The sequence below is a fragment of the Streptococcus oralis SK304 genome (assembly GCF_000287715.1).
Lineage (GTDB): Bacteria > Bacillota > Bacilli > Lactobacillales > Streptococcaceae > Streptococcus > Streptococcus oralis_Y.
In genome coordinates this window covers 554,744-576,684 of record NZ_ALJN01000016.1, presented here as the reverse complement: position 1 = coordinate 576,684, position 21,941 = coordinate 554,744, and the positions used below count along the sequence as shown (strand labels likewise).

24 protein-coding genes are annotated in these 21,941 nt (G+C 40.2%); 18 read left to right on the top strand and 6 right to left on the bottom strand.

The genetic code is table 11. The features are described 5' to 3' along the window. Positions 1-2 precede the first annotated feature (2 nt). The 6 genes from atpF to HMPREF1125_RS09665 all read left to right on the top strand — a co-directional run bounded on the left by atpF (position 3) and on the right by HMPREF1125_RS09665 (position 5,369). Positions 3-497 (top strand): F0F1 ATP synthase subunit B, encoded by a 495-nt coding sequence (gene atpF / locus HMPREF1125_RS09690; protein WP_000558551.1) that lies wholly within the window; start codon positions 3-5, stop codon positions 495-497. Next, on the top strand, positions 497-1,033 hold the full coding sequence (locus HMPREF1125_RS09685; RefSeq protein WP_000358986.1) for a F0F1 ATP synthase subunit delta: 537 nt from the start codon (positions 497-499) through the stop codon (positions 1,031-1,033). The genes atpF and HMPREF1125_RS09685 overlap by 1 nt, the downstream gene beginning before the upstream one ends. Before the next feature lie 14 nt (positions 1,034-1,047). Then, positions 1,048-2,553: a F0F1 ATP synthase subunit alpha gene (gene atpA, locus HMPREF1125_RS09680; protein WP_000996624.1), complete on the top strand. Its 1,506-nt coding sequence runs from the start codon at positions 1,048-1,050 to the stop codon at positions 2,551-2,553. 15 nt (positions 2,554-2,568) lie between these two features. Next, complete coding sequence (locus tag HMPREF1125_RS09675; protein WP_000301231.1) at positions 2,569-3,447, top strand: F0F1 ATP synthase subunit gamma; 879 nt, start codon at positions 2,569-2,571, stop codon at positions 3,445-3,447. A gap of 85 nt (positions 3,448-3,532) precedes the next feature. Beyond that, positions 3,533-4,939, top strand: coding sequence for a F0F1 ATP synthase subunit beta (gene atpD, locus HMPREF1125_RS09670; RefSeq protein WP_000094369.1), 1,407 nt, complete (start codon positions 3,533-3,535; stop codon positions 4,937-4,939). 10 nt (positions 4,940-4,949) lie between these two features. Then, positions 4,950-5,369, top strand: coding sequence for a F0F1 ATP synthase subunit epsilon (locus tag HMPREF1125_RS09665; protein WP_000940837.1), 420 nt, complete (start codon positions 4,950-4,952; stop codon positions 5,367-5,369). A gap of 43 nt (positions 5,370-5,412) precedes the next feature. Here HMPREF1125_RS09665 and HMPREF1125_RS09660 read toward each other — a convergent pair whose 3' ends face one another. Further along, the gene (locus HMPREF1125_RS09660) at positions 5,413-6,426 is read right to left on the bottom strand and encodes a lactonase family protein (RefSeq protein WP_000665610.1); all 1,014 of its coding nucleotides are present in this window, start codon (positions 6,424-6,426) and stop codon (positions 5,413-5,415) included. A gap of 144 nt (positions 6,427-6,570) precedes the next feature. On the opposite strand from HMPREF1125_RS09660, the gene HMPREF1125_RS09655 reads away from it, so the two are divergent. The 5 genes from HMPREF1125_RS09655 (at position 6,571) to HMPREF1125_RS09635 (ending at position 11,229) form a co-directional block, all read left to right on the top strand. Continuing rightward, positions 6,571-7,737: an AI-2E family transporter gene (locus HMPREF1125_RS09655; RefSeq protein WP_000400300.1), complete on the top strand. Its 1,167-nt coding sequence runs from the start codon at positions 6,571-6,573 to the stop codon at positions 7,735-7,737. Beyond that, the gene (locus HMPREF1125_RS09650; protein ID WP_001065982.1) at positions 7,727-8,956 is read left to right on the top strand and encodes a tetratricopeptide repeat protein; all 1,230 of its coding nucleotides are present in this window, start codon (positions 7,727-7,729) and stop codon (positions 8,954-8,956) included. Before HMPREF1125_RS09655 ends, HMPREF1125_RS09650 begins: the two co-directional genes overlap by 11 nt. 136 nt (positions 8,957-9,092) lie before the next feature. After that, positions 9,093-9,734: an amino acid ABC transporter permease gene (locus HMPREF1125_RS09645; RefSeq protein ID WP_000121159.1), complete on the top strand. Its 642-nt coding sequence runs from the start codon at positions 9,093-9,095 to the stop codon at positions 9,732-9,734. 10 nt (positions 9,735-9,744) lie between these two features. Further along, entirely contained in the window at positions 9,745-10,374 is a 630-nt protein-coding gene (locus HMPREF1125_RS09640) for an amino acid ABC transporter ATP-binding protein (RefSeq protein WP_000891741.1), read from the top strand. 15 nt (positions 10,375-10,389) lie between these two features. Further along, entirely contained in the window at positions 10,390-11,229 is an 840-nt protein-coding gene (locus HMPREF1125_RS09635; protein ID WP_000823412.1) for an amino acid ABC transporter substrate-binding protein, read from the top strand. Between the two features lie 75 nt (positions 11,230-11,304). On the opposite strand, the gene lysS is transcribed toward HMPREF1125_RS09635, so the two are convergent. From lysS to HMPREF1125_RS09610, 5 genes are all read right to left on the bottom strand, one after another. After that, positions 11,305-12,795 (bottom strand): lysine--tRNA ligase, encoded by a 1,491-nt coding sequence (gene lysS / locus HMPREF1125_RS09630; RefSeq protein ID WP_000102429.1) that lies wholly within the window; start codon positions 12,793-12,795, stop codon positions 11,305-11,307. Between the two features lie 139 nt (positions 12,796-12,934). After that, positions 12,935-13,552: a histidine phosphatase family protein gene (locus tag HMPREF1125_RS09625; RefSeq protein ID WP_000780794.1), complete on the bottom strand. Its 618-nt coding sequence runs from the start codon at positions 13,550-13,552 to the stop codon at positions 12,935-12,937. Then, positions 13,552-14,034 carry an aminoacyl-tRNA deacylase gene (locus tag HMPREF1125_RS09620; RefSeq protein WP_001085914.1) on the bottom strand — a complete coding sequence of 161 codons (483 nt, stop codon included), beginning with the start codon at positions 14,032-14,034 and terminating at the stop codon, positions 13,552-13,554. Before HMPREF1125_RS09620 ends, HMPREF1125_RS09625 begins: the two co-directional genes overlap by 1 nt. Continuing rightward, positions 14,034-14,876, bottom strand: coding sequence for a DUF368 domain-containing protein (locus HMPREF1125_RS09615; protein ID WP_000493301.1), 843 nt, complete (start codon positions 14,874-14,876; stop codon positions 14,034-14,036). Before HMPREF1125_RS09615 ends, HMPREF1125_RS09620 begins: the two co-directional genes overlap by 1 nt. Positions 14,877-14,981: 105 nt before the next feature. Further along, entirely contained in the window at positions 14,982-15,782 is an 801-nt protein-coding gene (locus HMPREF1125_RS09610) for a glycoside hydrolase family 25 protein (RefSeq protein WP_001224381.1), read from the bottom strand. Between the two features lie 155 nt (positions 15,783-15,937). Here HMPREF1125_RS09610 and glmU point away from each other — a divergent pair, with 155 nt between their 5' ends. From glmU to HMPREF1125_RS09575, 7 genes are all read left to right on the top strand, one after another. Further along, the gene (gene glmU, locus HMPREF1125_RS09605; RefSeq protein ID WP_000073739.1) at positions 15,938-17,317 is read left to right on the top strand and encodes a bifunctional UDP-N-acetylglucosamine diphosphorylase/glucosamine-1-phosphate N-acetyltransferase GlmU; all 1,380 of its coding nucleotides are present in this window, start codon (positions 15,938-15,940) and stop codon (positions 17,315-17,317) included. A 9-nt stretch (positions 17,318-17,326) separates the two neighbouring features. Beyond that, complete coding sequence (locus HMPREF1125_RS09600) at positions 17,327-17,872, top strand: NUDIX hydrolase (protein ID WP_000393801.1); 546 nt, start codon at positions 17,327-17,329, stop codon at positions 17,870-17,872. Between the two features lie 11 nt (positions 17,873-17,883). After that, complete coding sequence (gene macP / locus HMPREF1125_RS09595; RefSeq protein ID WP_000517855.1) at positions 17,884-18,195, top strand: cell wall synthase accessory phosphoprotein MacP; 312 nt, start codon at positions 17,884-17,886, stop codon at positions 18,193-18,195. Positions 18,196-18,211: 16 nt separating this feature from the next. Then, positions 18,212-18,904, top strand: a complete 693-nt coding sequence (locus tag HMPREF1125_RS09590) for a 5'-methylthioadenosine/adenosylhomocysteine nucleosidase (protein WP_000689805.1) — start codon at positions 18,212-18,214, stop codon at positions 18,902-18,904. Between the two features lie 76 nt (positions 18,905-18,980). Then, positions 18,981-19,475 (top strand): chromosome segregation protein RocS, encoded by a 495-nt coding sequence (rocS, locus tag HMPREF1125_RS09585; protein WP_000021251.1) that lies wholly within the window; start codon positions 18,981-18,983, stop codon positions 19,473-19,475. 81 nt (positions 19,476-19,556) lie between these two features. Further along, entirely contained in the window at positions 19,557-20,150 is a 594-nt protein-coding gene (locus HMPREF1125_RS09580; RefSeq protein WP_000413634.1) for a 3'-5' exonuclease, read from the top strand. 8 nt (positions 20,151-20,158) lie between these two features. After that, entirely contained in the window at positions 20,159-21,922 is a 1,764-nt protein-coding gene (locus HMPREF1125_RS09575; RefSeq protein WP_000801708.1) for a glycerophosphoryl diester phosphodiesterase membrane domain-containing protein, read from the top strand. The last annotated feature ends 19 nt before the right edge of the window (positions 21,923-21,941 follow it).

Sequence of the window (21,941 nt, the reverse complement as noted above, 5' to 3'; positions counted from 1 at the left end):
TGATGCACGTAACAGTAGGTGAATTGATTGGTAACTTTATTTTAATCGCTGGCTCTTTTATCCTTTTGGTCGTCTTAGTCAAAAAATACGCATGGTCAAACTTGACAAGTATCTTTGAAGAACGAGCTGAAAAGATTGCTGCTGATATTGATGGCGCTGAACAAGCTCGCCAAAAAGCAGAGACTCTTGCTCAAAAGCGCGAAGATGAATTAGCAGGTAGTCGTAGTGAAGCTAAAACTATCATTGAAAATGCTAAAGAGACAGCTGAAAAGAGTAAATCAGATATTTTGGCTGAAGCTAAGCTAGAAGCTGGTCGCTTGAAAGAAAAAGCTAACCAAGAAATTGCGCAAAACAAAGCTGAGGCTTTACAAAGTGTTAAGGGCGAGGTGGCAGATTTGACAGTTAGCCTAGCTGGGAAAATCATCTCACAAAACCTTGACAGTCATGCCCATAAGGAACTCATTGATCAGTATATTGATCAGCTAGGAGAAGCCTAATGGACAAGAAAACAGCAAAGGTAATTGAAAAATACAGCATGCCTTTTGTCCAATTAGTGATTGAAAAAGGAGAAGAGGACCGGATTTTTTCAGACTTGGATCAAATCAAGCAAGTCGCAGAAGAAACGGGCTTACCTTCTTTTTTAGCTCAGGTGGCAGTCGATGAGTCAGATAAGGAAAAAACAGTTCGTTTCTTTCAAGACTCTGTGTCACCTTTAATGCAAAACTTTATTCAAGTTCTGGTTTACAATCACAGAGCAAATCTTTTTTATGAAGTAATTGCAGATTGTTTGAATCGCCTTGAAAAAGAGACCAATCGTTTTGTTGTCACGATTTCTTCAGCCCATCCTTTAACAGATGAACAGAAGGAACGTCTGCTCCCATTGATAGAGAAAAAAATGTCTCTGAAAGTGCGGAGCGTCAAAGAACAAATTGATGAAGGACTCATTGGTGGTTTTGTCATTTTTGCTAATCACAAGACAATTGACGTGAGTATTAAACAACAACTTCGAGTTGTTAAAGAAAATTTGAAATAGAAAGTGGTGTTCTTTTGGCAATTAACGCACAAGAAATCAGCGCTTTAATTAAGCAACAAATTGAAAATTTCAAACCCAATTTTGATGTATCTGAAACAGGTGTTGTAACCTATATCGGGGACGGAATTGCGCGTGCTCACGGCCTTGAAAATGCCATGAGTGGAGAGCTGTTGATTTTTGAAAACGGCTCTTATGGGATGGCGCAAAACTTGGAGTCAACAGACGTTGGGATTATCATCCTAGGTGACTTTACAGATATTCGTGAAGGCGATACAATTCGTCGTACAGGTAAAATCATGGAAGTTCCTGTTGGTGAGAGCCTTATTGGACGTGTTGTGGATCCACTTGGTCGTCCAGTTGACGGTCTTGGAGAAATCCATACTGATAAGTCTCGTCCAGTAGAAGCGCCGGCTCCTGGTGTTATGCAACGTAAGTCTGTATCAGAACCATTGCAAACAGGTTTGAAAGCTATTGATGCCCTTGTTCCGATTGGTCGTGGTCAACGTGAGTTGATTATCGGTGACCGTCAGACAGGGAAAACAACCATCGCTATTGATGCTATTTTGAACCAAAAAGGTCAAGATATGATCTGTATCTATGTAGCGATTGGACAAAAAGAGTCAACTGTTCGTACGCAAGTTGAAACACTTCGTCAGTACGGTGCCTTGGACTACACAATCGTTGTGACAGCTTCTGCTTCACAACCTTCTCCATTGCTCTTCCTAGCTCCTTATGCTGGGGTTGCCATGGCAGAAGAGTTTATGTACCAAGGGAAGCATGTTTTGATCGTTTATGATGATCTTTCAAAACAAGCGGTCGCTTATCGTGAACTCTCCCTCTTGCTTCGTCGTCCACCAGGTCGTGAAGCCTTCCCTGGGGATGTTTTCTACCTTCATAGCCGTTTGCTTGAGCGTTCAGCTAAGGTTTCTGATGAACTTGGTGGTGGTTCAATCACAGCTCTACCATTTATCGAGACACAAGCAGGAGATATCTCTGCTTATATCGCAACCAACGTGATTTCAATCACAGATGGTCAAATCTTCCTTGGCGATGGTCTCTTCAATGCGGGTATTCGTCCAGCTATTGATGCGGGTTCATCTGTATCTCGTGTAGGTGGTTCTGCACAAATCAAAGCTATGAAGAAGGTTGCTGGTACACTTCGTATCGACCTTGCTTCATATCGTGAGTTGGAAGCCTTCACTAAGTTTGGTTCTGATTTGGATGCGGCTACTCAAGCTAAGTTAAATCGTGGACGTCGTACCGTTGAAGTTCTGAAACAACCAGTTCATAAACCATTACCTGTTGAGAAACAAGTAACCATTCTTTATGCTTTGACACATGGTTTCTTGGATACGATTCCTGTAGATGACATTGTTCGTTTTGAGGAAGAGTTTCATGATTTCTTTGATGCACAACATCCAGAGATTTTGGAAACTATTCGTGAAACAAAAGACTTGCCAGAAGAAGCAGTCTTGGATGCTGCGATTACAGAGTTTCTCAATCAATCCAGCTTCCAATAAGAATAGAGGTGTCAAATGGCAGTATCTCTAAATGATATTAAAACAAAAATCGCCTCAACAAAAAATACTAGTCAAATCACCAATGCCATGCAAATGGTATCGGCTGCCAAGTTAGGTCGCTCTGAAGAAGCAGCACGTAACTTTCAAGTTTATGCTCAGAAGGTTCGTAAGCTTTTGACGGATATTCTGCATGGTAACGGATCTGGTGGTTCTACCAATCCGATGCTCATTAGTCGCCCAGTTAAGAAAACAGGCTATATCGTTATTACTTCAGACCGTGGCTTGGTTGGAGGTTATAATGCTTCCATCCTTAAAGCTGTGATGGAGTTGAAAGAAGAATACCATCCAGATGGTACAGGTTTTGAGATAATCTGTATTGGTGGTATGGGAGCTGATTTCTTTAAGGCTCGTGGCATTCAACCAATCTATGAACTACGTGGCTTGGCTGACCAACCAAGTTTTGATGAAGTTCGTAAAATTATTTCAAAAACGATTGAAATGTATCAAAATGAACTTTTTGATGAACTCTATGTTTGTTACAACCATCATGTCAATACTCTCACAAGTCAAATGCGTGTGGAACAAATGCTGCCGATTGTTGACTTAGATCCAAATGAAGCGGATGAAGAGTATAGCTTGACATTTGAGTTGGAAACGAGTCGTGATGAGATTCTAGAGCAGTTGTTACCTCAGTTTGCAGAAAGTATGATATATGGGGCTATTATCGATGCCAAGACAGCTGAGAATGCTGCAGGTATGACAGCCATGCAAACGGCGACTGATAATGCCAAGAAAGTCATCAATGATTTGACAATCCAGTATAACCGTGCCAGACAGGCGGCGATTACACAAGAAATTACAGAAATTGTAGCGGGGGCTAGTGCCTTAGAATAAGGCTTTGCCTCCCTCATATCAAAATGAACTTAGGCCCTAGGTGAACTAGGAACCGACAGTATCTTATATAGAATAGGAGAAGGAGATGAGTTCAGGTAAAATTGCTCAGGTTATTGGACCCGTTGTCGACGTCTTGTTCGCAGCAGGGGAAACACTTCCTGAGATTAATAATGCACTTGTCGTCTACAAAAATGACGAAAGAAAAACAAAAATCGTCCTTGAAGTAGCCTTGGAGTTGGGTGATGGTATGGTTCGTACGATCGCCATGGAATCAACAGATGGTTTGACTCGTGAAATGGAAGTTTTGGACACAGGCCGTCCAATCTCTGTTCCAGTAGGTAAAGAAACTTTGGGACGTGTCTTCAATGTTTTGGGAGATACCATCGACTTGGATGCTCCTTTCGCTGAAGACGCTGAGCGTCAGCCGATTCATAAGAAAGCTCCAACTTTTGATGAATTGTCTACCTCATCTGAAATCTTGGAAACAGGGATCAAGGTTATCGACCTTCTTGCCCCTTACCTAAAAGGTGGTAAAGTTGGACTTTTCGGTGGTGCCGGAGTTGGTAAAACTGTCTTGATCCAAGAATTGATTCACAATATTGCCCAAGAACACGGTGGTATTTCAGTATTTACTGGTGTTGGGGAACGTACTCGTGAAGGGAACGACCTTTACTGGGAAATGAAAGAATCAGGTGTTATCGAGAAAACAGCCATGGTATTTGGTCAGATGAATGAACCACCTGGAGCACGTATGCGTGTTGCCCTTACTGGTTTGACAATTGCTGAATACTTCCGTGATGTAGAAGGCCAAGATGTGCTTCTCTTTATCGATAATATCTTCCGTTTTACTCAAGCTGGTTCAGAAGTATCTGCCCTTTTGGGTCGGATGCCTTCAGCCGTTGGTTACCAACCAACCCTTGCTACGGAAATGGGTCAATTGCAAGAGCGTATCACTTCAACTAAGAAGGGTTCTGTAACTTCTATCCAGGCTATCTATGTGCCAGCGGATGACTATACTGACCCTGCGCCAGCAACGGCCTTCGCTCACTTGGATTCAACAACTAACTTGGAACGTAAGTTGGTACAGTTGGGGATTTACCCAGCCGTTGACCCACTTGCTTCAAGCTCTCGTGCCTTGGCACCTGAGATTGTTGGTGAGGAGCACTATGCAGTTGCTGCTGAAGTCAAACGTGTCCTTCAACGTTACCATGAATTACAAGATATCATTGCTATCCTTGGTATGGATGAACTCTCTGATGAAGAAAAGACTTTGGTTGCTCGTGCCCGTCGTATCCAGTTCTTCTTGTCTCAAAACTTCAACGTTGCCGAACAATTTACTGGTCAACCTGGTTCTTATGTACCAGTAGCGGAAACAGTTCGCGGCTTTAAGGAAATCCTTGAAGGAAAACATGACCATCTACCGGAAGATGCCTTCCGTGGTGTCGGTTCAATCGAAGACGTCATTGCTAAGGCTGAGAAAATGGGATTTTAAGAGGTGATCTATGGCTCATTTAACTGTCCAGATCGTGACACCAGATGGCCTCGTCTATGATCACCATGCCAGCTTTGTATCGGTACGAACTCTGGATGGTGAGATGGGGATCTTGCCACGACATGAAAATATGATTGCGGTTTTAGCGGTTGATGAAGTAAAGGTAAAACGAATCGATGACGATACTCATGTGAACTGGATTGCAGTGAACGGAGGAATTATCGAGATTGCCAATGACATCATTACTATTGTAGCAGACTCAGCAGAACGTGCTCGTGATATCGATATTAGCCGTGCCCAACGTGCTAAACTTCGTGCTGAACGTGAGATTGAAGAAGCACAAGATAAACACTTGATTGACCAAGAACGGCGAGCTAAGGTTGCTTTGCAACGTGCCATTAACCGTATCAATGTCGGAAATAAATTATAAAATAAAAATGAACTTGCTTAAGCAAGTTCATTTTTATTTTATATTAATGTTTAAATGTGATGCAAACGGCTTCGGGAACTCGGAAATCGTTAGAAAGCTCAGCTAATCGACCAGTTTCAGGATTACGTTTAAAGACGGTTGCATTATCTGAATCTTGGTGAACTGCAATTAGAAATTCTTGGTCAGGAGTTAGGTCGAAATCACGTGGTGTTTTACCATGACTTGGAACAATCTCTAATAATTCCAAACTACCATCAGCTAGGATGCTAAATACAGCAATGGAATCATGACCTCGGTTGGATGCATAGAGGTATTTGCCGTCTTTTGAAAGACGAATGGCAGCAGTAGCATTAAATTCCTCATATCCATCTGGCAAAGTCGAAATGACTTGCATGCGTTCAAATTCACCAACACCATCGTAAATCAAGACTTCAATGGTACTGTTGAGTTCACAGATGAGGTAGGCAATCTTATAATGATGATGGAAAACGATGTGGCGAGCACCTGCTCCAGCTTGGCTGTGATAAGTGTAGAGTTTACTTAGTTTTCCTTCGGGGCTAACATCGTAGGTCGTTACTTCATCCGTTCCTAGATCACATGTGACGAGATACTGGTCAGGTGTTAGATCCGTAAAGTGTACATGTGGGGAAGATTGGTTTTCATGAGGACCTTGTCCGCTATGCTGATCTAGATCTGTTTGGATGAGGCTACCATCCGATTGACGTTTATAAACTAGAACTTGACCTTTATGATAGTTGGCCCCATAAACGAGACCACGTTTTTCATCTACTGCCACATAACAATGAGGAGCGCCTTCTTCCACCACATGATTTAACAAAGTGCCGTCGGTCTTGTAAGCAGCGATTCCACCTAAGCCATCCTGGCTCCCTACGGTGTATAAGTGTTGCTGTTGGTCAAAGGCAAGGTAGGTCGGACTTGGTTCAGCAGCAAAGAGTTCAAGATTTGTAAGCTGGCCTGTTTCTGTATTAAAATCAGCTTTGTAAATCCCTTTAGATAAGCGACGAGTGTAAGTTCCAAAATAAACAGTTTCTTTCATGTCCATACCTCTTAATAATGATAAATTTATTATACCACAAAATGTCAGTCAGGAAGTGTTCATTTAATCTATGTAAGCACTTTAAAAAAGAGTTATTTTAGTCTAAAAATGGTATAATGAGAGAATGACAGAAAGGATGTATTTATGGAACATAAAGAGAAACATTTTAGCCTATCTTGGTTTTTTAAGTGGTTTTTAGATAACAAAGCTATCACTGTATTTTTAGTGACCTTGTTACTGGGCTTGAACCTTTTCATTCTAAGTAAGATTAGTTTTATCTTTTTACCAGTTTTGGATTTTCTAGGAGTTGTCATGTTGCCAGTTATTTTATCTGGTTTACTTTATTACCTCCTCAATCCGATTGTGGACTGGATGGAGAAGCACAAGATCAATCGTGTCCTTGCCATTAGTATTGTTTTTGTTATTATTGGACTCTTTATCATTTGGGGATTGGCAGTCGCAATTCCTAATCTGCAACGTCAAGTCTTAAATTTTGCGAAGAATGTGCCGACATACCTGGAAGATGCTGATAAGGTGATCAATGATCTTGTAACCAAACGTTTGCCCGATGATTTTAGACCACAGTTGGAGCAGGTTCTTTCCAATGTTTCTAGTGAGGCGACTATGTGGGCCAGCAAAATCTCTTCTCAAGCTGTTAACTGGGTTAGCGCCTTTATCAGTAGCGTTTCCCAGGTCATTGTAGCGGTTATTATCGTACCATTCATGCTCTTTTATCTTTTGAGAGATGGGAAAGGCTTGCGGGATTACCTAACTAAATTCATCCCAAACAAGTTAAAAGAACCTGTCGGACAAGTTTTGTCAGATGTTAATAAACAGTTATCAAACTATGTTAGAGGCCAGGTTACAGTTGCTATTATCGTGGCAATTATGTTTATTATCTTCTTTAAGATTATTGGTCTCAGATATGCTGTGACTCTTGGTATCACGGCTGGTATCCTCAATCTAGTACCTTACCTGGGTAGTTTTCTAGCGATGTTGCCTGCTCTGGTTTTGGGCTTAATAGCGGGGCCTGTCATGCTTTTAAAAGTAATTATTGTCTTTATTGTTGAACAAACGATTGAAGGTCGCTTCGTTTCTCCGCTTATTTTAGGTAGTCAGCTAAACATCCATCCGATCAATGTCCTCTTTGTTCTCCTAACTTCAGGTTCTATGTTTGGTATTTGGGGAGTCTTGCTGGGAATTCCTGTCTATGCTTCTGCCAAGGTCGTTATCTCAGCTATCTTTAACTGGTATAAAAAAGTCAGCGGTCTGTATGAAGAAGAAGGGGAGGAAATCAAGAGTGAACAATAGTCAACGCATGCTCCAGGCTCTGGATGAACAGGATTTAACCAAGGCGGATCAGTATTATCACAAAGCCCTCGAAACAGATTCAAGTGAAGTTCTTTACGAACTAGCAAGCTATCTAGAGGGAATTGGCTTTTATCCTCAAGCAAAAGAAATTTACCAAGATATCGTTACAGAATTCCCAGAAGTGAATCTGAATTTAGCAAGCATTGCTAGTGAGGATGGCAATGTTGAGGAAGCCTTTGCTTACCTTGAGGAAATCACACCCGAAAGTGACTGGTACGTATCGGCCTTGGCCTTGAAGGCAGACCTCTATCAGTTGGAAGGATTGACAGATGTTTCGCGTGAAAAGTTACTGGAAGCCCTAAACTACTCAGACGATCCCTTATTAGTTTTTGGTTTGGCTGAGTTGGATAGCGAGTTAGGGAATTATCAGGAAGCCATTCAGGGCTATGCTCAGTTAGACAATCGCTCTATCTATGAGCAAACGGGTGTCTCAACCTATCAACGAATTGGTTATGCTTATGCCCAGTTAGGTAAGTTTGAAGCTGCAACTGAATTCTTAGAAAAAGCTTTAGAATTAGAATACGATGACCAAACTGCCTTTGAACTGGCTAGTCTTTACTTTGATCAAGAAGAGTATCAAAAATCTGTTCTTTACTTTAAGCAGATTGATACCATTTCACCAGATTTTGAAGGATATAAGTATGGTTATAGTCAAGCCTTGCATAAGGAACATCAGGTGGAAGAGGCCCTTCGTATCGTTAAAAAAGGACTGCAGAAAAATCCATTTGAAACCCGTCTCTTGCTAGCTGCTTCTCAGTTTTCGTATGAATTGCATGATCCTAGTGGTGCAGAGCAGTTTCTCCTTACTGCTAAAGAAGATGCAGAGGATACAGAAGAAATTTTTCTTCGCCTCGCAACCATTTATATGGAACAAGAGCGGTATGAAGATATCATCGCTCTCCAAAGTCAAGAACCTGAAAACCTCTTGACCAAGTGGATGATTGCACGCTCTTACCAGGAAATTGAGGATTTAGATAAGGCCTATGAGCTCTATCAGGAACTATCGTCTGACCTCAAGGATAATCCTGAATTTCTGGAGCAGTATACTTATCTTTTGCGTGAATTAGGATATTTTGAAGAGACCAAGATACAAGCTGAAGCCTATTTAAAACTCGTTCCAGATGATGTTCAGATGCAAGAACTCTTAGAAACACTTTAAAAGTTATCTCTCTAAAAACGTATCCGTCAATTTGGCAGATACGTTTTTTTGGAAGAAATAGAATTTTTTTACAATTACTCTTGCTAAATTGTTTATTTATGCTATAATAGGAACAATTATTTTTAGGAGGTGCAGTATGTCTTATATGTTTGAGATATTACCAAGTTTATTGAACGGTGCAAGTATGACTCTTCAAGTCTTTGCTCTGGTCTTGATCTTTTCAATTCCTTTAGGTATTGTCGTTGCCTTTGCTTTGCAAGTCCGTTGGAAACCCCTCCATTATCTGATTGACCTTTATATTTGGGTGATGCGAGGGACTCCTTTGCTCTTGCAATTAATCTTTATTTACTATGTTCTTCCTAGCATTGGGATACGTTTAGATCGTTTGCCTGCTGCTGTGATCGCTTTTGTATTGAACTATGCAGCCTACTTTGCAGAAATCTTTCGTGGTGGGATTGAAACCATTCCAAAAGGGCAGTATGAGGCTGCAAAAGTGTTAAAATTTAGCTCCTTTGATACAGTTCGCTATATCATCCTTCCTCAGGTTACAAAGATTGTCTTACCGAGTGTTTTTAATGAAATTATGAGTTTGGTCAAGGATACTTCTTTGGTCTATGCTTTGGGGATTTCAGATTTGATTTTGGCTAGTAGGACTGCAGCCAATCGAGATGCCAGTCTTGTTCCTATGTTTTTAGCTGGAGCGATTTATTTGATTATGATCGGTCTTGTAACCATTGTAGCGAAAAAACTTGAGAAGAAGTACAGTTATTACAGATAGGAGGATTGCTATGTTAGAATTACGAAACATCAACAAGGCCTTTGGTGGCAAACAAATCTTAACCAATTTCAGCCTATCAATTCCTGAAAAGCAAATCCTCGCAATCGTAGGTCCTTCAGGAGGAGGCAAGACCACCTTGTTACGTATGCTAGCTGGACTGGAAACCATCGATTCTGGAGAAATCTACTATAACGGCGAATCGTTAGCTATAGACGAACTAGAAAAGCGTAATTTTCTGGGATTTGTTTTCCAAGATTTTCAACTCTTTCCGCATTTGTCAGTTCTAGAAAACTTAACTCTGTCTCCCATAAAAACCATGAGCATGGAGAAGGAAGTTGCTGAGAAGAAGGCGCGTGGTTTGTTAGAACAACTTGGGTTAGCTGGGCATGCAGATGCCTTTCCTTTCTCATTATCTGGTGGGCAAAAACAACGGGTGGCCTTAGCACGCGCCATGATGATAAACCCAGAAATTATTGGATATGATGAACCTACATCGGCCTTAGACCCAGAATTGCGATTAGAAGTAGAAAAACTTATCCTTCAAAATAAAGAGCGTGGGATGACCCAGATTGTTGTGACGCACGACCTTCAGTTTGCAGAAAATATTGCTGATCAGATCCTTAAGGTTGATCCAAAGTAGGAGTAGGAGGTGCCTATGAAGAGAAAGAAAATTGCCCTTGTACTTGCTCTGTTCTTTAGCTTCTTCCTGACGGCTTGTACTCAGAAGGCAAGTGATCCAAATCAGGATAACTGGGCCAAATATCAAAAGCAGGGTAGCATTACTATTGGATTTGACAATACCTTTGTTCCCATGGGATTTGAGGAAAAGAATGGCCAGTATGCGGGCTTTGATATTGACCTAGCCCAAGCTGTCTCTGAAAAGCTAGGGATTCAGATTAAATTTCAACCCATCGACTGGGATATGAAAGAAACCGAACTACAAAATGGTACCATTGATGCCATCTGGAATGGCTATACAGCTACAGATGAACGGAAAGAGAAGGTTGCCTTTACTATTCCTTACATGGAAAATCAACAAGTTTTGGTCTCTAAAAAGTCTCAAAATATCCACTCAATTCAGGATATGACAGACAAAATTTTAGGGGCCCAGGCTGGATCTTCTGGCTATTTGAATTTTGAAGGACAACCAGAACTACTCAAGAACCGAGTGAAAGACCAGAAGGCTAATCAATACCAAAGTTTCAATGAAGCCTTAATTGATTTGAAAAATGACCGGATTGATGCCTTGTTGATTGACCGGGTATATGCTAATTATTATCTCCAGTCTGAAGGGATATTAAGTGACTACAATGTCTTTTCAGCTGAATTTGAAAGTGAAGCTTTTGCAGTGGGTGTTAGACCTGCTGATAAAACTTTGTTAGCCGCTTTGAACCAAGCCTTTATCTCACTATACCAAGAAGGAAAATTCCAGGAAATCAGCCAGAAATGGTTTGGAGAAGATGTAGCCACCAGTCAAGTTAAAAATCAAGAATAAGAAAAGAGATTGAGTTTTTCCTCAATCTCTTTTTGCATCAAAAAATCCTCTGGCAAGTACCAGAGGATAAGAGTATTATTTCATTGTTGGGAAGAGCAATACATCACGGATAGTAGTTGTATCAGTGAGGAGCATGCAGAGACGGTCGATACCGATACCCAAACCACCTGTTGGTGGCATACCGTATTCAAGAGCCTCGATGTAGTCGTAATCGATACCTGTTGCTTCATCGTCCCCAAGTTCTTTAGCTTTGGCTTGAGCTTCGAAACGGCTAAGTTGATCGATTGGATCATTCAACTCAGAATAGGCATTTCCGTATTCTTTGGTCATAATGAAGAGCTCGAAACGGTCAGTAAAGCGTTCATCTTCAGGGTTTTTCTTAGCGAGTGGAGATACAGCTACTGGATGTCCATAAACGAAGGTTGGTTGGATCAATGTTTCTTCGACAAATTCTTCAAAGAAGGCATTGATGATGTGACCAACTTCAGTGTAATGCTTTTCAACAGGTACATGTTTTTCATTGGCAAGAGCTACGGCTTCTTCGAAAGTCAAATCTTGCCAGAAGTCAACACCAGTAATTTCCTTGATAGCATCCACCATGTGAACACGTTTAAATGGTTCATTAATCTTGATTTCAGTGCCTTGATAGTTTACTGGACCATCTCCTTTGACAGCCTTTGCAGCATGCTGGATAATACCTTCTGTCAAATCCATAATATCATGGAAATCGGCATAAGCTTGGTAAACCTCAATCATAGTAAATTCAGGATTATGAGTTGCATCCATTCCTTCGTTACGGAAGATACGGCCAATCTCATAGACGCGTTCCATACCACCGACAATTAGACGTTTGAGATGAAGTTCTAGAGCTATCCGAAGCACCATATCAATATTTTGAGCATTGTGGTGTGTAATAAATGGTTTGGCAGCAGCACCACCGGCCTCGTTGTGAAGTACAGGTGTTTCCACTTCAAGAAAATCATGTCCATCTAGATAACGACGAATTTCAGAGATGATTTTTGAACGAGTGACAAAGCGTTCAAAACTTTCGCGATTTGAAATTAAATCAAGGTAACGTTTACGGTAGATAGTTTCAACGTCAGTCAAACCATGGAATTTCTCTGGAAGTGGGCGAAGTGCTTTAGACAAGTGTGTAATATGAGTTGCCTTGATAGAGAGCTCTCCCATATCTGTCCGCATGACTTCACCTTCGACACCGAGGAAGTCTCCTAGGTCAGCCTTCTTAAAGATTTCGTAGTTTTCTTCACCCACAGCATCTTTACGAACATAGATTTGGATTTGGCCATCACGGTCTTGTAAATGAGCAAAGCCGACTTTCCCTTTCCCACGTTTACTAACTAAACGTCCAGCGATAGTAGCAGTTTCGTTTAATTCATGTAGTTGTTCTTTATCAAGGTCAGCAAATTTATCTTTTAGTTCTTGAGAGTTAGCAGTACGTTCAAAACGTTTTCCGAAGGGATCGATTCCTTGTTCACGGAGCGCAGCCATTTTTTCACGGCGAACGATCTGCTGGTCATTTAGTTCTTCCATATGTTCTGTAGACATGGGTTCCTCCTAATTTTTAATCAAATTTTGAAATAATAAATCAATTTTTCACGATACTCCCATTTTATCATAAATAGTCAAGAAATTCACGGATATTCTATAAAAACTAAAAAGAACTTGACCATTAAGATCAAGTTCTTTATTGATAAGAGGTATCATTCCAAGTATCAAGAGTGAATGTTTCAAAATCATGGGTTTCAAGAATTGTCAGGCTGGCATTTGCTAGACCGCCATCTTTACGAAGAAGAGGTTCTTTATAGCCTAGAAGAGTACGAAGACTGGCAGTAAGATTAGCTCCATGGCCAATAATTAGAACTCTCTCAGCCTGACTCCTCTTCAGAGATTTGATAAATTGAATGGTACGTTGAGTTGTACTGTAGAGGGATTCCGCTTCAAACATTCTTGTATCAAACTTAGCTAAGTTTGTACGAAAAGCCTTGATTTGTTGTGGGTAGATGGCCTCTAATGTTGCAATTTTTAATCCCTCTAGTTTTCCGAGATGCCATTCACGCAGGTCAGGAATAGTCTCTAAAGGACATTGCGTTTGGAGTTGACTTTGGATAATTTCAGCAGATTTGACCGCTCTTGGTAAATCACTTGAATAAATCTCATCGAAAGGAATATTGCTGAGATATTGACCGAGAGCCTTTAAGGTATCAATAGACTCAGGAAGAAGAGGTGAGTCCCCTCCGGCACCTTGGAAACGTCCTTCAAGATTCCAGATAGTTCGGCCATGACGCACAAAATAGAGTTTCATCAGTTGTTTTCCTCCAAGATATCTGCAAAATCTGCTTTCACAAAGCTAGCCAAGTCTTGTGGAGCAATAATGATACTATGCCCGACTTCCCCAGCAGAGACGATCATTTTGTCTAAATCTAAAGCTGTTTTATCAATAAAAATAGGATAGTTGTGTTTTTGGCGAATGCCGACGGGGTTATTAGCTCCATGAATGTAGCCTGTCGTTTTTTCTAGGTCTTTTTGTGGAATCATACTCACTTTTTTATTACCAGAAACCTTTGCTAATTTTTTTTCAGCGAGGTGTTCTGTTATGGGGACGATTCCGATAATTGGGCCTGTCTTGTCCCCCAGCAGAGCCAAGGTTTTAAAGATATGTGTTCGATCATATTCCGAAGGAAGTTCACCCTCAAGCGCATTGATTTGAATCCCTGTATGCTCAATTCCTGCTTTGGTTAAGATTTGCTCGACAAGAGTTTTTTTAATTTTTACTTTTTTTGCCATTATTTATACTTATCCTCCAATTGACTCATCCAGATACCAAGCCAAATGCCAAGTGCAAAGAAGAAGGCGATGAGAACATAGCTTACGATGGAAAGTCCAGTGTATTGGATACTTTCAGCACTTCCAGCATTTGGAATCAAAATCAAGAGGGTGCTTGATAGCACAATTCCAATAATAAAGTGATAAACACGGGAGTGGTAGTTGTTCAAGGCATGGTCCATTAATTTTGAAAAGATAATAAGAGTTGCTCCTGCACCAATCCCGATAGGAAGGAAGGTACCAAATAAATCAAAGGTCTTAAAGCCAGTTAGCATCGGAGCGTACAGTCCTAAAATCAAGAGTAGATTTGATGGACTTAAACCAGGCACCAAGACACCTAGAGCTAAAAGAACACCTGCCAAGATGAAACTAGCGAAACTGGCGCTGAGAGAACCAACAACAAAGTTTAGCGCGTAGAGCCCTAGACCTGAAAGGATAAAGGTAGTCCAGAACCAGACTAGGTCAACCTTGTCACGATCAGATTCTCGAGTAGATTCTCTAAGGAGGCTAGGAACTGTACCGATGATAGCTCCAGCAAAACTCCACAAAACATAGACTTGGTAATTTTCTAGCAAATACTCAATCGGATAAGAAAATAAACCAATACCTAGCAACATCCCGATGGCTACTGGGATAAAGTATAGGACATTCTCTTTAAAATCTTTAAAGGGATGAGCAAGAAAGCCAATCATTCGCTCGTAGATCCCCAAAATCGCTGCCAGAACACCGCCAGAAATTCCAGGTAGGATAAATCCTAAGGCGATGACGATTCCTTTAATAACTCGTGCAATCCATGAAAACATATTAGACTCCTCAATTTCATAAATTTCTTTCTCTGTCTTATCAATTATAACACAGACGGCAAAAAAATGAAAAAGCAAGTGAAAAAGTTGCGATTTTCACTTGCTTTATGGTCTTAAAAATAGCTTTCTGAAGGTTTCTTCTTTTTCCTTATCAGTAGAAATGAGATTGATATCTAGGTGATGTTCAAATCCTGCAATTTTTCCTTTGGAAGTATACTGATGGAGGTCATAGTCTAAATCAGTATTAGGCGTGGTTTCAAAGTAACCTGAATCCGTCCCATAAGATGGAATCCAGACAGCAGAGAACTTCTCTGTATTGATACTATGCTCTTGCATGAAATAAACACCAATGTAAATCCCGATATTTTTAGCGCCCAGCGATTCAAGTTTAGCCCGAAAAGCTTCGACTCCGTCATTCATATCGGCCATTGTTTTTTGCTCAACGTCAAGCCAGTAATAACTAGGATTGTATGGAGAAGCAGAATTGTAGAAAACTTCAGCCGCTTTTTCCATTTCTTCTTTGTTCGTACCAGCTAGATAAGCATAGACGGCTACGGGAACATTGCGCTTTTGAAATTCTGAAATGTGATTTTTATAGGCTTTATCGACCCCGTTGATAAAGGCTGCATCATTTGCTTCCGTGTGTTGAGTACCACTGTGTACGCGAACAATAGCTCCAGAAATATTTTGAGATAAAATATCGTAGTTTATCTCCTCCGGTCTTTGCCAACCAGAAATGTCAATAATAGGTTTATCAAGATTATGCAAGGCCTGGTTTTCAACTTGGACAGTGTTGCTTTTTGACTTGACCGAATGGTCTTCATAAGCTGGTTTATTAAAGATTAAAATAGCTATAACAATGGTGAATAGACTAAAAATAATAGCTGGATGAATCTCTTTTCTCATATCTAATTAGTTTAACGTAAATAGATAAAAAAATCAAAGAAAACGTTGAAAAGATGAATGAACTAGCATGTTTTCCCCTATTTCTCTGTTTGTTTACTCCTAAGGAAGTAAATTATGGTATAATATAAGGGAATTTTTACAGAAAAGAGAATAGTATGTCAAATTATGCCATTATCTTAGCAGCGGGTAAAGGTACTCGCATGAAATCAGATCTTCCAAAGGTACTTCATAAAGTAGCAGGAATTTCGATGTTGGAGCATGTTTTTCGTAGTGTTGATGCTATTCAACCTGAAAAAACAGTCACTGTTGTGGGACACAAGGCGGAGTTAGTTGAGCAAGTATTGGCTGGTCAGACAGACTTTGTCATTCAATCGGAACAACTAGGAACTGGGCATGCCGTTATGATGGCAGAACCCATTCTCCAAAATCGCTCTGGGCACACCTTGGTTATCGCTGGAGATACTCCTCTGATTACAGGTGAAAGCTTGAAAAATCTCTTGGATTTCCATATCAATCACAAAAATGTGGCGACTATTTTAACGGCTGAAGCAGCAGATCCTTTTGGGTATGGTCGTATCGTCCGTAACGATAATGCTGAAGTTCTTCGCATTGTGGAGCAGAAAGACGCCACAGACTTTGAAAAGCAAATTAAGGAAATCAATACAGGAACATATGTATTTGACAATGAACGTCTTTTTGAAGCACTTAAAAATATCAACACTAACAATGCTCAAGGAGAATACTATATTACTGATGTGATTGGTATTTTCCGTAACGCAGGTGAGAAGGTTGGCGCCTATACTCTCAAGGATTTTGATGAAAGTCTTGGAGTAAATGACCGTGTGGCTCTTGCCACTGCGGAAGCAGTGATGCGCCGCCGTATCAATCAAAAGCACATGGTTAATGGTGTTAGCTTTGTCAATCCTGAAGCAACTTACATTGATATTGATGTCGAGATTGCACCTGAAGTTCAAATCGAAGCCAACGTTACCTTGAAAGGTCAAACGAAGATTGGGGCGGAAACTGTTTTAACAAATGGAACTTATATCGTGGATAGCGCTATCGGAGCTGGAGCTGTGATTACGAATTCCATGATTGAGGAAAGTACAGTTGCAGATGGTGTGACAGTCGGTCCGTATGCTCATATTCGTCCAGGCTCAAGTCTAGCTTCCCAAGTTCACATTGGAAACTTTGTTGAAGTAAAAGGATCTTCAATCGGTGAAAATACCAAGGCAGGTCATTTGACCTATATCGGAAACTGTGAGGTAGGTAGCCATGTTAACTTTGGCGCAGGTACGATTACAGTTAACTACGACGGGAAGAATAAGTACAAGACTGTCATTGGCAATAATGTCTTTGTTGGATCAAACTCAACCATCATTGCTCCAGTGGAACTTGGTGATAATTCACTAGTTGGAGCTGGTTCAACGATTACAAAAGATGTTCCAGCTGACGCCATTGCTATTGGACGTGGACGTCAAGTTAATAAAGATGAATATGCACTACGTTTGCCTCATCATCCTAAGAATCAGTAGGAGTCTATTATGGAATTTGAAGAAAAAACGATTAGCCGGAAGGAAATCTACCAAGGTCCTATTTTTAAGCTAGTGCAAGATCAGGTGGAACTACCAGAAGGGAAGGGAACTGCCCAACGTGATCTGATTTTTCACAATGGAGGCGTATGTGTTCTAGCTGTAACAGCTGAGGACAAAATCGTCCTTGTTAAGCAATACAGAAAAGCTATTGAAGCTATCTCTTATGAAGTTCCTGCTGGTAAACTGGAAATTGGTGAAAATGCAGATCCCATGTCGGCGGCCCTTCGTGAATTGGAGGAGGAGGTTGCCTATACGGGTAAGTTAGAGCTTCTATATGATTTCTACTCTGCTATTGGTTTTTGTAACGAAAAATTAAAACTCTACCTCGCAAGAGATTTAACTAAGGTAGAAAATCCTCGCCCGCAAGATGATGATGAAACCTTGGAAGTTCTAGAGGTCAGCCTTGAGGAAGCAAAAAACTTAATTCAGTCTGGCCATATCTGTGATGCCAAGACGATTATGGCAATCCAGTACTGGGAATTGCAAAAGAAATAGAGGAGTAGCCCATGGGAAAACCTTTGTTAACAGATGAAATAATCGAACGTGCCAATCGTGGGGAGAAAATCTCTGGGCCACCTCTTCAAGATGACGAGGAAACTAAAATTTTATCAACTTCTTCACAAAACTTTGGTTATTCACGTTCTAGAGACTATAATTCTATTCAAGATACTTTAACAATCGAAGTAGAGCCAACGATTCATAAGAGCCGTCGCATTGAGAATACCAAGAGAAATGTTTTCAACTCGAAACTCAATCGCATCTTGTTTGCAGTCATCCTACTCTTGATTTTACTTGTGTTGGCGATGAAACTTTTGTAATAGAAAAGGAAATAAAATGAAAATTGGAATCATTGCAGCAATGCCAGAAGAGCTCGTACACTTGACTCAGAATTTAGATCGAGCACAAGAAGTCCAAGTCCTCGGAAATACTTACTACACTGGCACTGTTGGCAAGACAGAGGTTGTTCTAGTTCAGAGTGGGATTGGAAAGGTCATGTCAGCTATGAGTGTAGCGGTGTTAGCTGACCATTTCCAAGTAGATGCCGTTATCAATACAGGATCGGCAGGTGCAGTTGCAGAAGGGATTGCTGTTGGAGATGTAGTGATTGCGGATAAGTTGGCTTACCATGATGTGGATGTAACTGCTTTTGGCTATGCTTATGGACAAATGGCTGGTCAACCTCTTTACTTTGAATCCGATAAGAAGTTCATCGCTAGGATTATAGAAAACTTATCTCAATTAGAGCAGACATGGCACCTAGGCTTGATTGCTACAGGGGACAGTTTTATAGCTGGGGAGGATAAGATTGCTAGTATTAAGTCCCACTTTCCAGATGTTTTAGCTGTTGAAATGGAGGGTGCAGCCATTGCTCAAGCGGCTCAGGCTCTTGGCCTACCTTTCTTAGTCATTCGTGCCATGAGCGACAATGCCAATCACGAAGCTTCTATCTCTTTTGATGAGTTTATCATTGAAGCTGGACGTAGTTCTGCCCAAGTTTTACTGGCCTTTTTAAAGGCTATGGATTAAGCGAAAATTTGACAGTTTATCTAGCTTATGATAAGATTTAAGTAAAGAAAAGCTAGAAAACGTTTCAGAGGATATTATGAGTATTGAAATGACCGTCAGTGAGATTGCAGAGGTCCTAGGACTTTCTCGTCAAGCAATCAACAATCGTGTCAAAGAACTTCCAGAAGAGGACACGAAAAAAAATGACAAAGGTGTAACTGTAGTTACTCGAAGTGGCTTGATTAAGCTAGAAGAAATCTACAAAAAAACGATTTTTGAGGATGAACCAGTCAGTGATGATGTCAAACAACGTGAACTGATGGAAATCTTGGTCGATGAGAAGAATGCTGAAATTCTTCGATTGTACGAGCAACTTAAGGCCAAAGACCAGCAGTTGACAGAAAAAGATGAGCAGATGCGTGTTAAAGATCGACAGATTGCTGAAAAGGACAAACAATTGGACCAACAGCAACAATTAACTCTTCAAGCCATGAAGGATCAAGAAAGTTTGAAACTAGAGTTGGATCAAGCAAAAGAAGAAGTTCAAGCAACCAAAAAAGGCTTTTTTGCTCGCTTATTTGGAGGAAAATAAAGAAGCTGTTTGGGTTATTCACTAACCTGATAGCTTCTTTTATTATTTATAGTTTAAATCGAGTTGAAATTGAGGTAAAATATGGAAAAATTAAGAGATTATATTGCCTTTGATTTGGAGTTCAATCAATACGAAGGGGTTACCCATTTAATTCAAGTATCAGCAGTTCGCTTTCAAAATGGTCAAGAAATAAGTGCCTTTGATTCTTATGTTCATACTACAGCACCTTTGAAGAGTTTTATCAATGGCTTAACTGGAATCACAGCTGAAACCTTGAAAGATGCGCCAATGGTGGAACAAGTTTTAAGAGATTTTCAGACCTTTGCTGGTAATTTACCTATGGTTGGTTACAATGCGGCCAAGAGTGATCTGCCTATTCTCTTGGAGCACGGTATCGATTATCGTGACCAGTATAAGGTTGATCTATATGATGAGGCTTTTGAACGGCGTAGTTCTGACCTACACGGGATAGCTAATCTTAAATTACAAACTGTCGCGAATTTTTTAGGTTTTCACGGGAAGTCTCATAACAGTTTAGAGGATGCCCGCATGACGGCGCGTGTTTACGAAGCCTTTCTGGAATCGGATGAAGGAAAGTTATTAATAGAAGACCAGAGTAGTTTTTCTCTGAATAGTCCTTTCGGTGGCTTAGATTTATCTCAATTTTTAGACTAGGAGTGCCTATGAAACCTGAAAAACCTAAAAAGCTAGGTTTTAGGAAGATATACTATAACCTAGATAAGATTTTATTTCTATTTTTCTTGATATTTATGATGGTAGAGTTTGTTTGGTTGCCATTGAATTCATGGATAGCTGGCATACTTCTAAGACAAACAGGTTACTTGTTTATCTCCTACAATAACTTTTGGGCGATTATACAAGGCTCGCCTTTTGTCAGTTTAGCCTTTCTCATTTTAATAGCAATCAATCTTTTAGTGGCTTATTTTCAAATCTGTCTTTTGTTTATCGGGGCGCGTCACCTCCTCTACCATGAAAAGAGAACCCTGATTGAATATAGTCGAAAAGTCTTTCACCAGAGCTTTCTATTTGTCAAACGATTGAGCTTTTGTAAGATGGCCTTTGTCTTCTTTTATGTAGCTCTACTTTTTCCTTTTATTAGGAAAATTTTAAAAATCTACTATCTCAATAAGATTATTATCCCTGATTTTATCGTTACATACCTAGAAGATAAGAACTGGCTGGTAGGGCTGTTGATCATAGCATCCGCTTGGATCTTTCTCTACATTTCTGTTCGCTTCATGTTTGCCCTTCCTAAGATTCTCTTTGAAAGAAAGACAGTAAGAGAAAGTGTGAAATATAGTCTCCAAAAGACGAAGAAAAACGTCCTTTTCTTCTCTTGGCATCTCCTACTCATTATCATTAAAACCTATCTCTTCTTCTTTGTTTTGTTAATTCCCTTGCTCTTTGCTCAGGCGGTAATGGATAATTTTACTCAAAAAGAATCCTTGATTCTTGGTGTGATTAATTTTATCTTGATTAAAAACCTCCATTACATGACTCTGACTTATTTCCTAGTGAAGTTTGTTTCCTTCCTGACAGGAGAAGAGTTGGAGATCATGCCAAGGCGAAAGAAAGACCATTTGATGAGGTGGGGAGTCATGGGGTGTGCAAGTATCTTCTTTGCTTTAGAAGGTTACATCTATTTGGAGTCTCCGGATACCAATACACCTTTAGTGATTTCGCACAGAGGAGTAAGTAATAAAAATGGTGTTCAAAATACTGTGCAGTCTTTGGAAAAAACAGCTCAACTAAAACCAGATCTCATTGAAATGGATGTTCAGGAAACGAAAGACGGTCAGTTCGTGATGATGCACGATGCTAACCTTAAATCGCTAGCAAGAATTAATGCTACACCGCAAGACTTAACTCTGGATGAATTAACAAATACAGATATTTACGAGAATGGTTATCAAACAAAGATTTCAAGTTTTGATGCCTATTTAGAGCGAGCAAATGCTTTAAACCAAAAATTGTTGATTGAGATTAAAACCAGTAAAAAAGATAGCCCACAAATGATGGACCATTTCCTTGAAAAGTATGGAACGACGATCAAGAAATATGGCCACCAGATGCAGTCACTAGACTATCATGTGATTGATAAGGTCTTGGCTTACGATCCTGAAATTCCAGTGTACTTCATTCTGCCATATAATAGTGTGTTTCCGAGAACCAAGGCGACTGGTTATACCATGGAATATTCAACTTTGGATGAATACTTTGTCAATAAACTTTGGACAACAGATCAGAAACTATATGTTTGGACTGTGAATAGTTCTGAGTCCTTTGATAAGGCAGTCAGACTTGGAGCAGATGGCATGATAACGGATAATCTTGAAATGGTCCAGTCACAAGTCACAATGGCTCAAGATGATCCGGAATACACGGAATTACTCTTAAAGAAAGCAATGGAATTCTTTGATTTCTAAGAAAAAAAGAGAAACAGAT

Coding starts and splice junctions, on each gene's coding strand:
- HMPREF1125_RS09620 (WP_001085914.1), bottom strand. CDS start 14,034: ATGGCAAAAAAAGTAAAAATTAAAAAAACTCTTGTCGAGCAAATCTTA.
- glmU (WP_000073739.1), top strand. CDS start 15,938: ATGTCAAATTATGCCATTATCTTAGCAGCGGGTAAAGGTACTCGCATG.
- HMPREF1125_RS09590 (WP_000689805.1), top strand. CDS start 18,212: ATGAAAATTGGAATCATTGCAGCAATGCCAGAAGAGCTCGTACACTTG.
- HMPREF1125_RS09665 (WP_000940837.1), top strand. CDS start 4,950: ATGGCTCATTTAACTGTCCAGATCGTGACACCAGATGGCCTCGTCTAT.
- HMPREF1125_RS09645 (WP_000121159.1), top strand. CDS start 9,093: ATGTCTTATATGTTTGAGATATTACCAAGTTTATTGAACGGTGCAAGT.
- HMPREF1125_RS09655 (WP_000400300.1), top strand. CDS start 6,571: ATGGAACATAAAGAGAAACATTTTAGCCTATCTTGGTTTTTTAAGTGG.
- HMPREF1125_RS09640 (WP_000891741.1), top strand. CDS start 9,745: ATGTTAGAATTACGAAACATCAACAAGGCCTTTGGTGGCAAACAAATC.
- HMPREF1125_RS09615 (WP_000493301.1), bottom strand. CDS start 14,876: ATGTTTTCATGGATTGCACGAGTTATTAAAGGAATCGTCATCGCCTTA.
- macP (WP_000517855.1), top strand. CDS start 17,884: ATGGGAAAACCTTTGTTAACAGATGAAATAATCGAACGTGCCAATCGT.
- HMPREF1125_RS09575 (WP_000801708.1), top strand. CDS start 20,159: ATGAAACCTGAAAAACCTAAAAAGCTAGGTTTTAGGAAGATATACTAT.
- HMPREF1125_RS09625 (WP_000780794.1), bottom strand. CDS start 13,552: ATGAAACTCTATTTTGTGCGTCATGGCCGAACTATCTGGAATCTTGAA.
- HMPREF1125_RS09610 (WP_001224381.1), bottom strand. CDS start 15,782: ATGAGAAAAGAGATTCATCCAGCTATTATTTTTAGTCTATTCACCATT.
- HMPREF1125_RS09635 (WP_000823412.1), top strand. CDS start 10,390: ATGAAGAGAAAGAAAATTGCCCTTGTACTTGCTCTGTTCTTTAGCTTC.
- atpF (WP_000558551.1), top strand. CDS start 3: ATGCACGTAACAGTAGGTGAATTGATTGGTAACTTTATTTTAATCGCT.
- lysS (WP_000102429.1), bottom strand. CDS start 12,795: ATGTCTACAGAACATATGGAAGAACTAAATGACCAGCAGATCGTTCGC.
- HMPREF1125_RS09600 (WP_000393801.1), top strand. CDS start 17,327: ATGGAATTTGAAGAAAAAACGATTAGCCGGAAGGAAATCTACCAAGGT.
- HMPREF1125_RS09660 (WP_000665610.1), bottom strand. CDS start 6,426: ATGAAAGAAACTGTTTATTTTGGAACTTACACTCGTCGCTTATCTAAA.
- HMPREF1125_RS09580 (WP_000413634.1), top strand. CDS start 19,557: ATGGAAAAATTAAGAGATTATATTGCCTTTGATTTGGAGTTCAATCAA.
- rocS (WP_000021251.1), top strand. CDS start 18,981: ATGAGTATTGAAATGACCGTCAGTGAGATTGCAGAGGTCCTAGGACTT.
- HMPREF1125_RS09675 (WP_000301231.1), top strand. CDS start 2,569: ATGGCAGTATCTCTAAATGATATTAAAACAAAAATCGCCTCAACAAAA.
- HMPREF1125_RS09685 (WP_000358986.1), top strand. CDS start 497: ATGGACAAGAAAACAGCAAAGGTAATTGAAAAATACAGCATGCCTTTT.
- atpD (WP_000094369.1), top strand. CDS start 3,533: ATGAGTTCAGGTAAAATTGCTCAGGTTATTGGACCCGTTGTCGACGTC.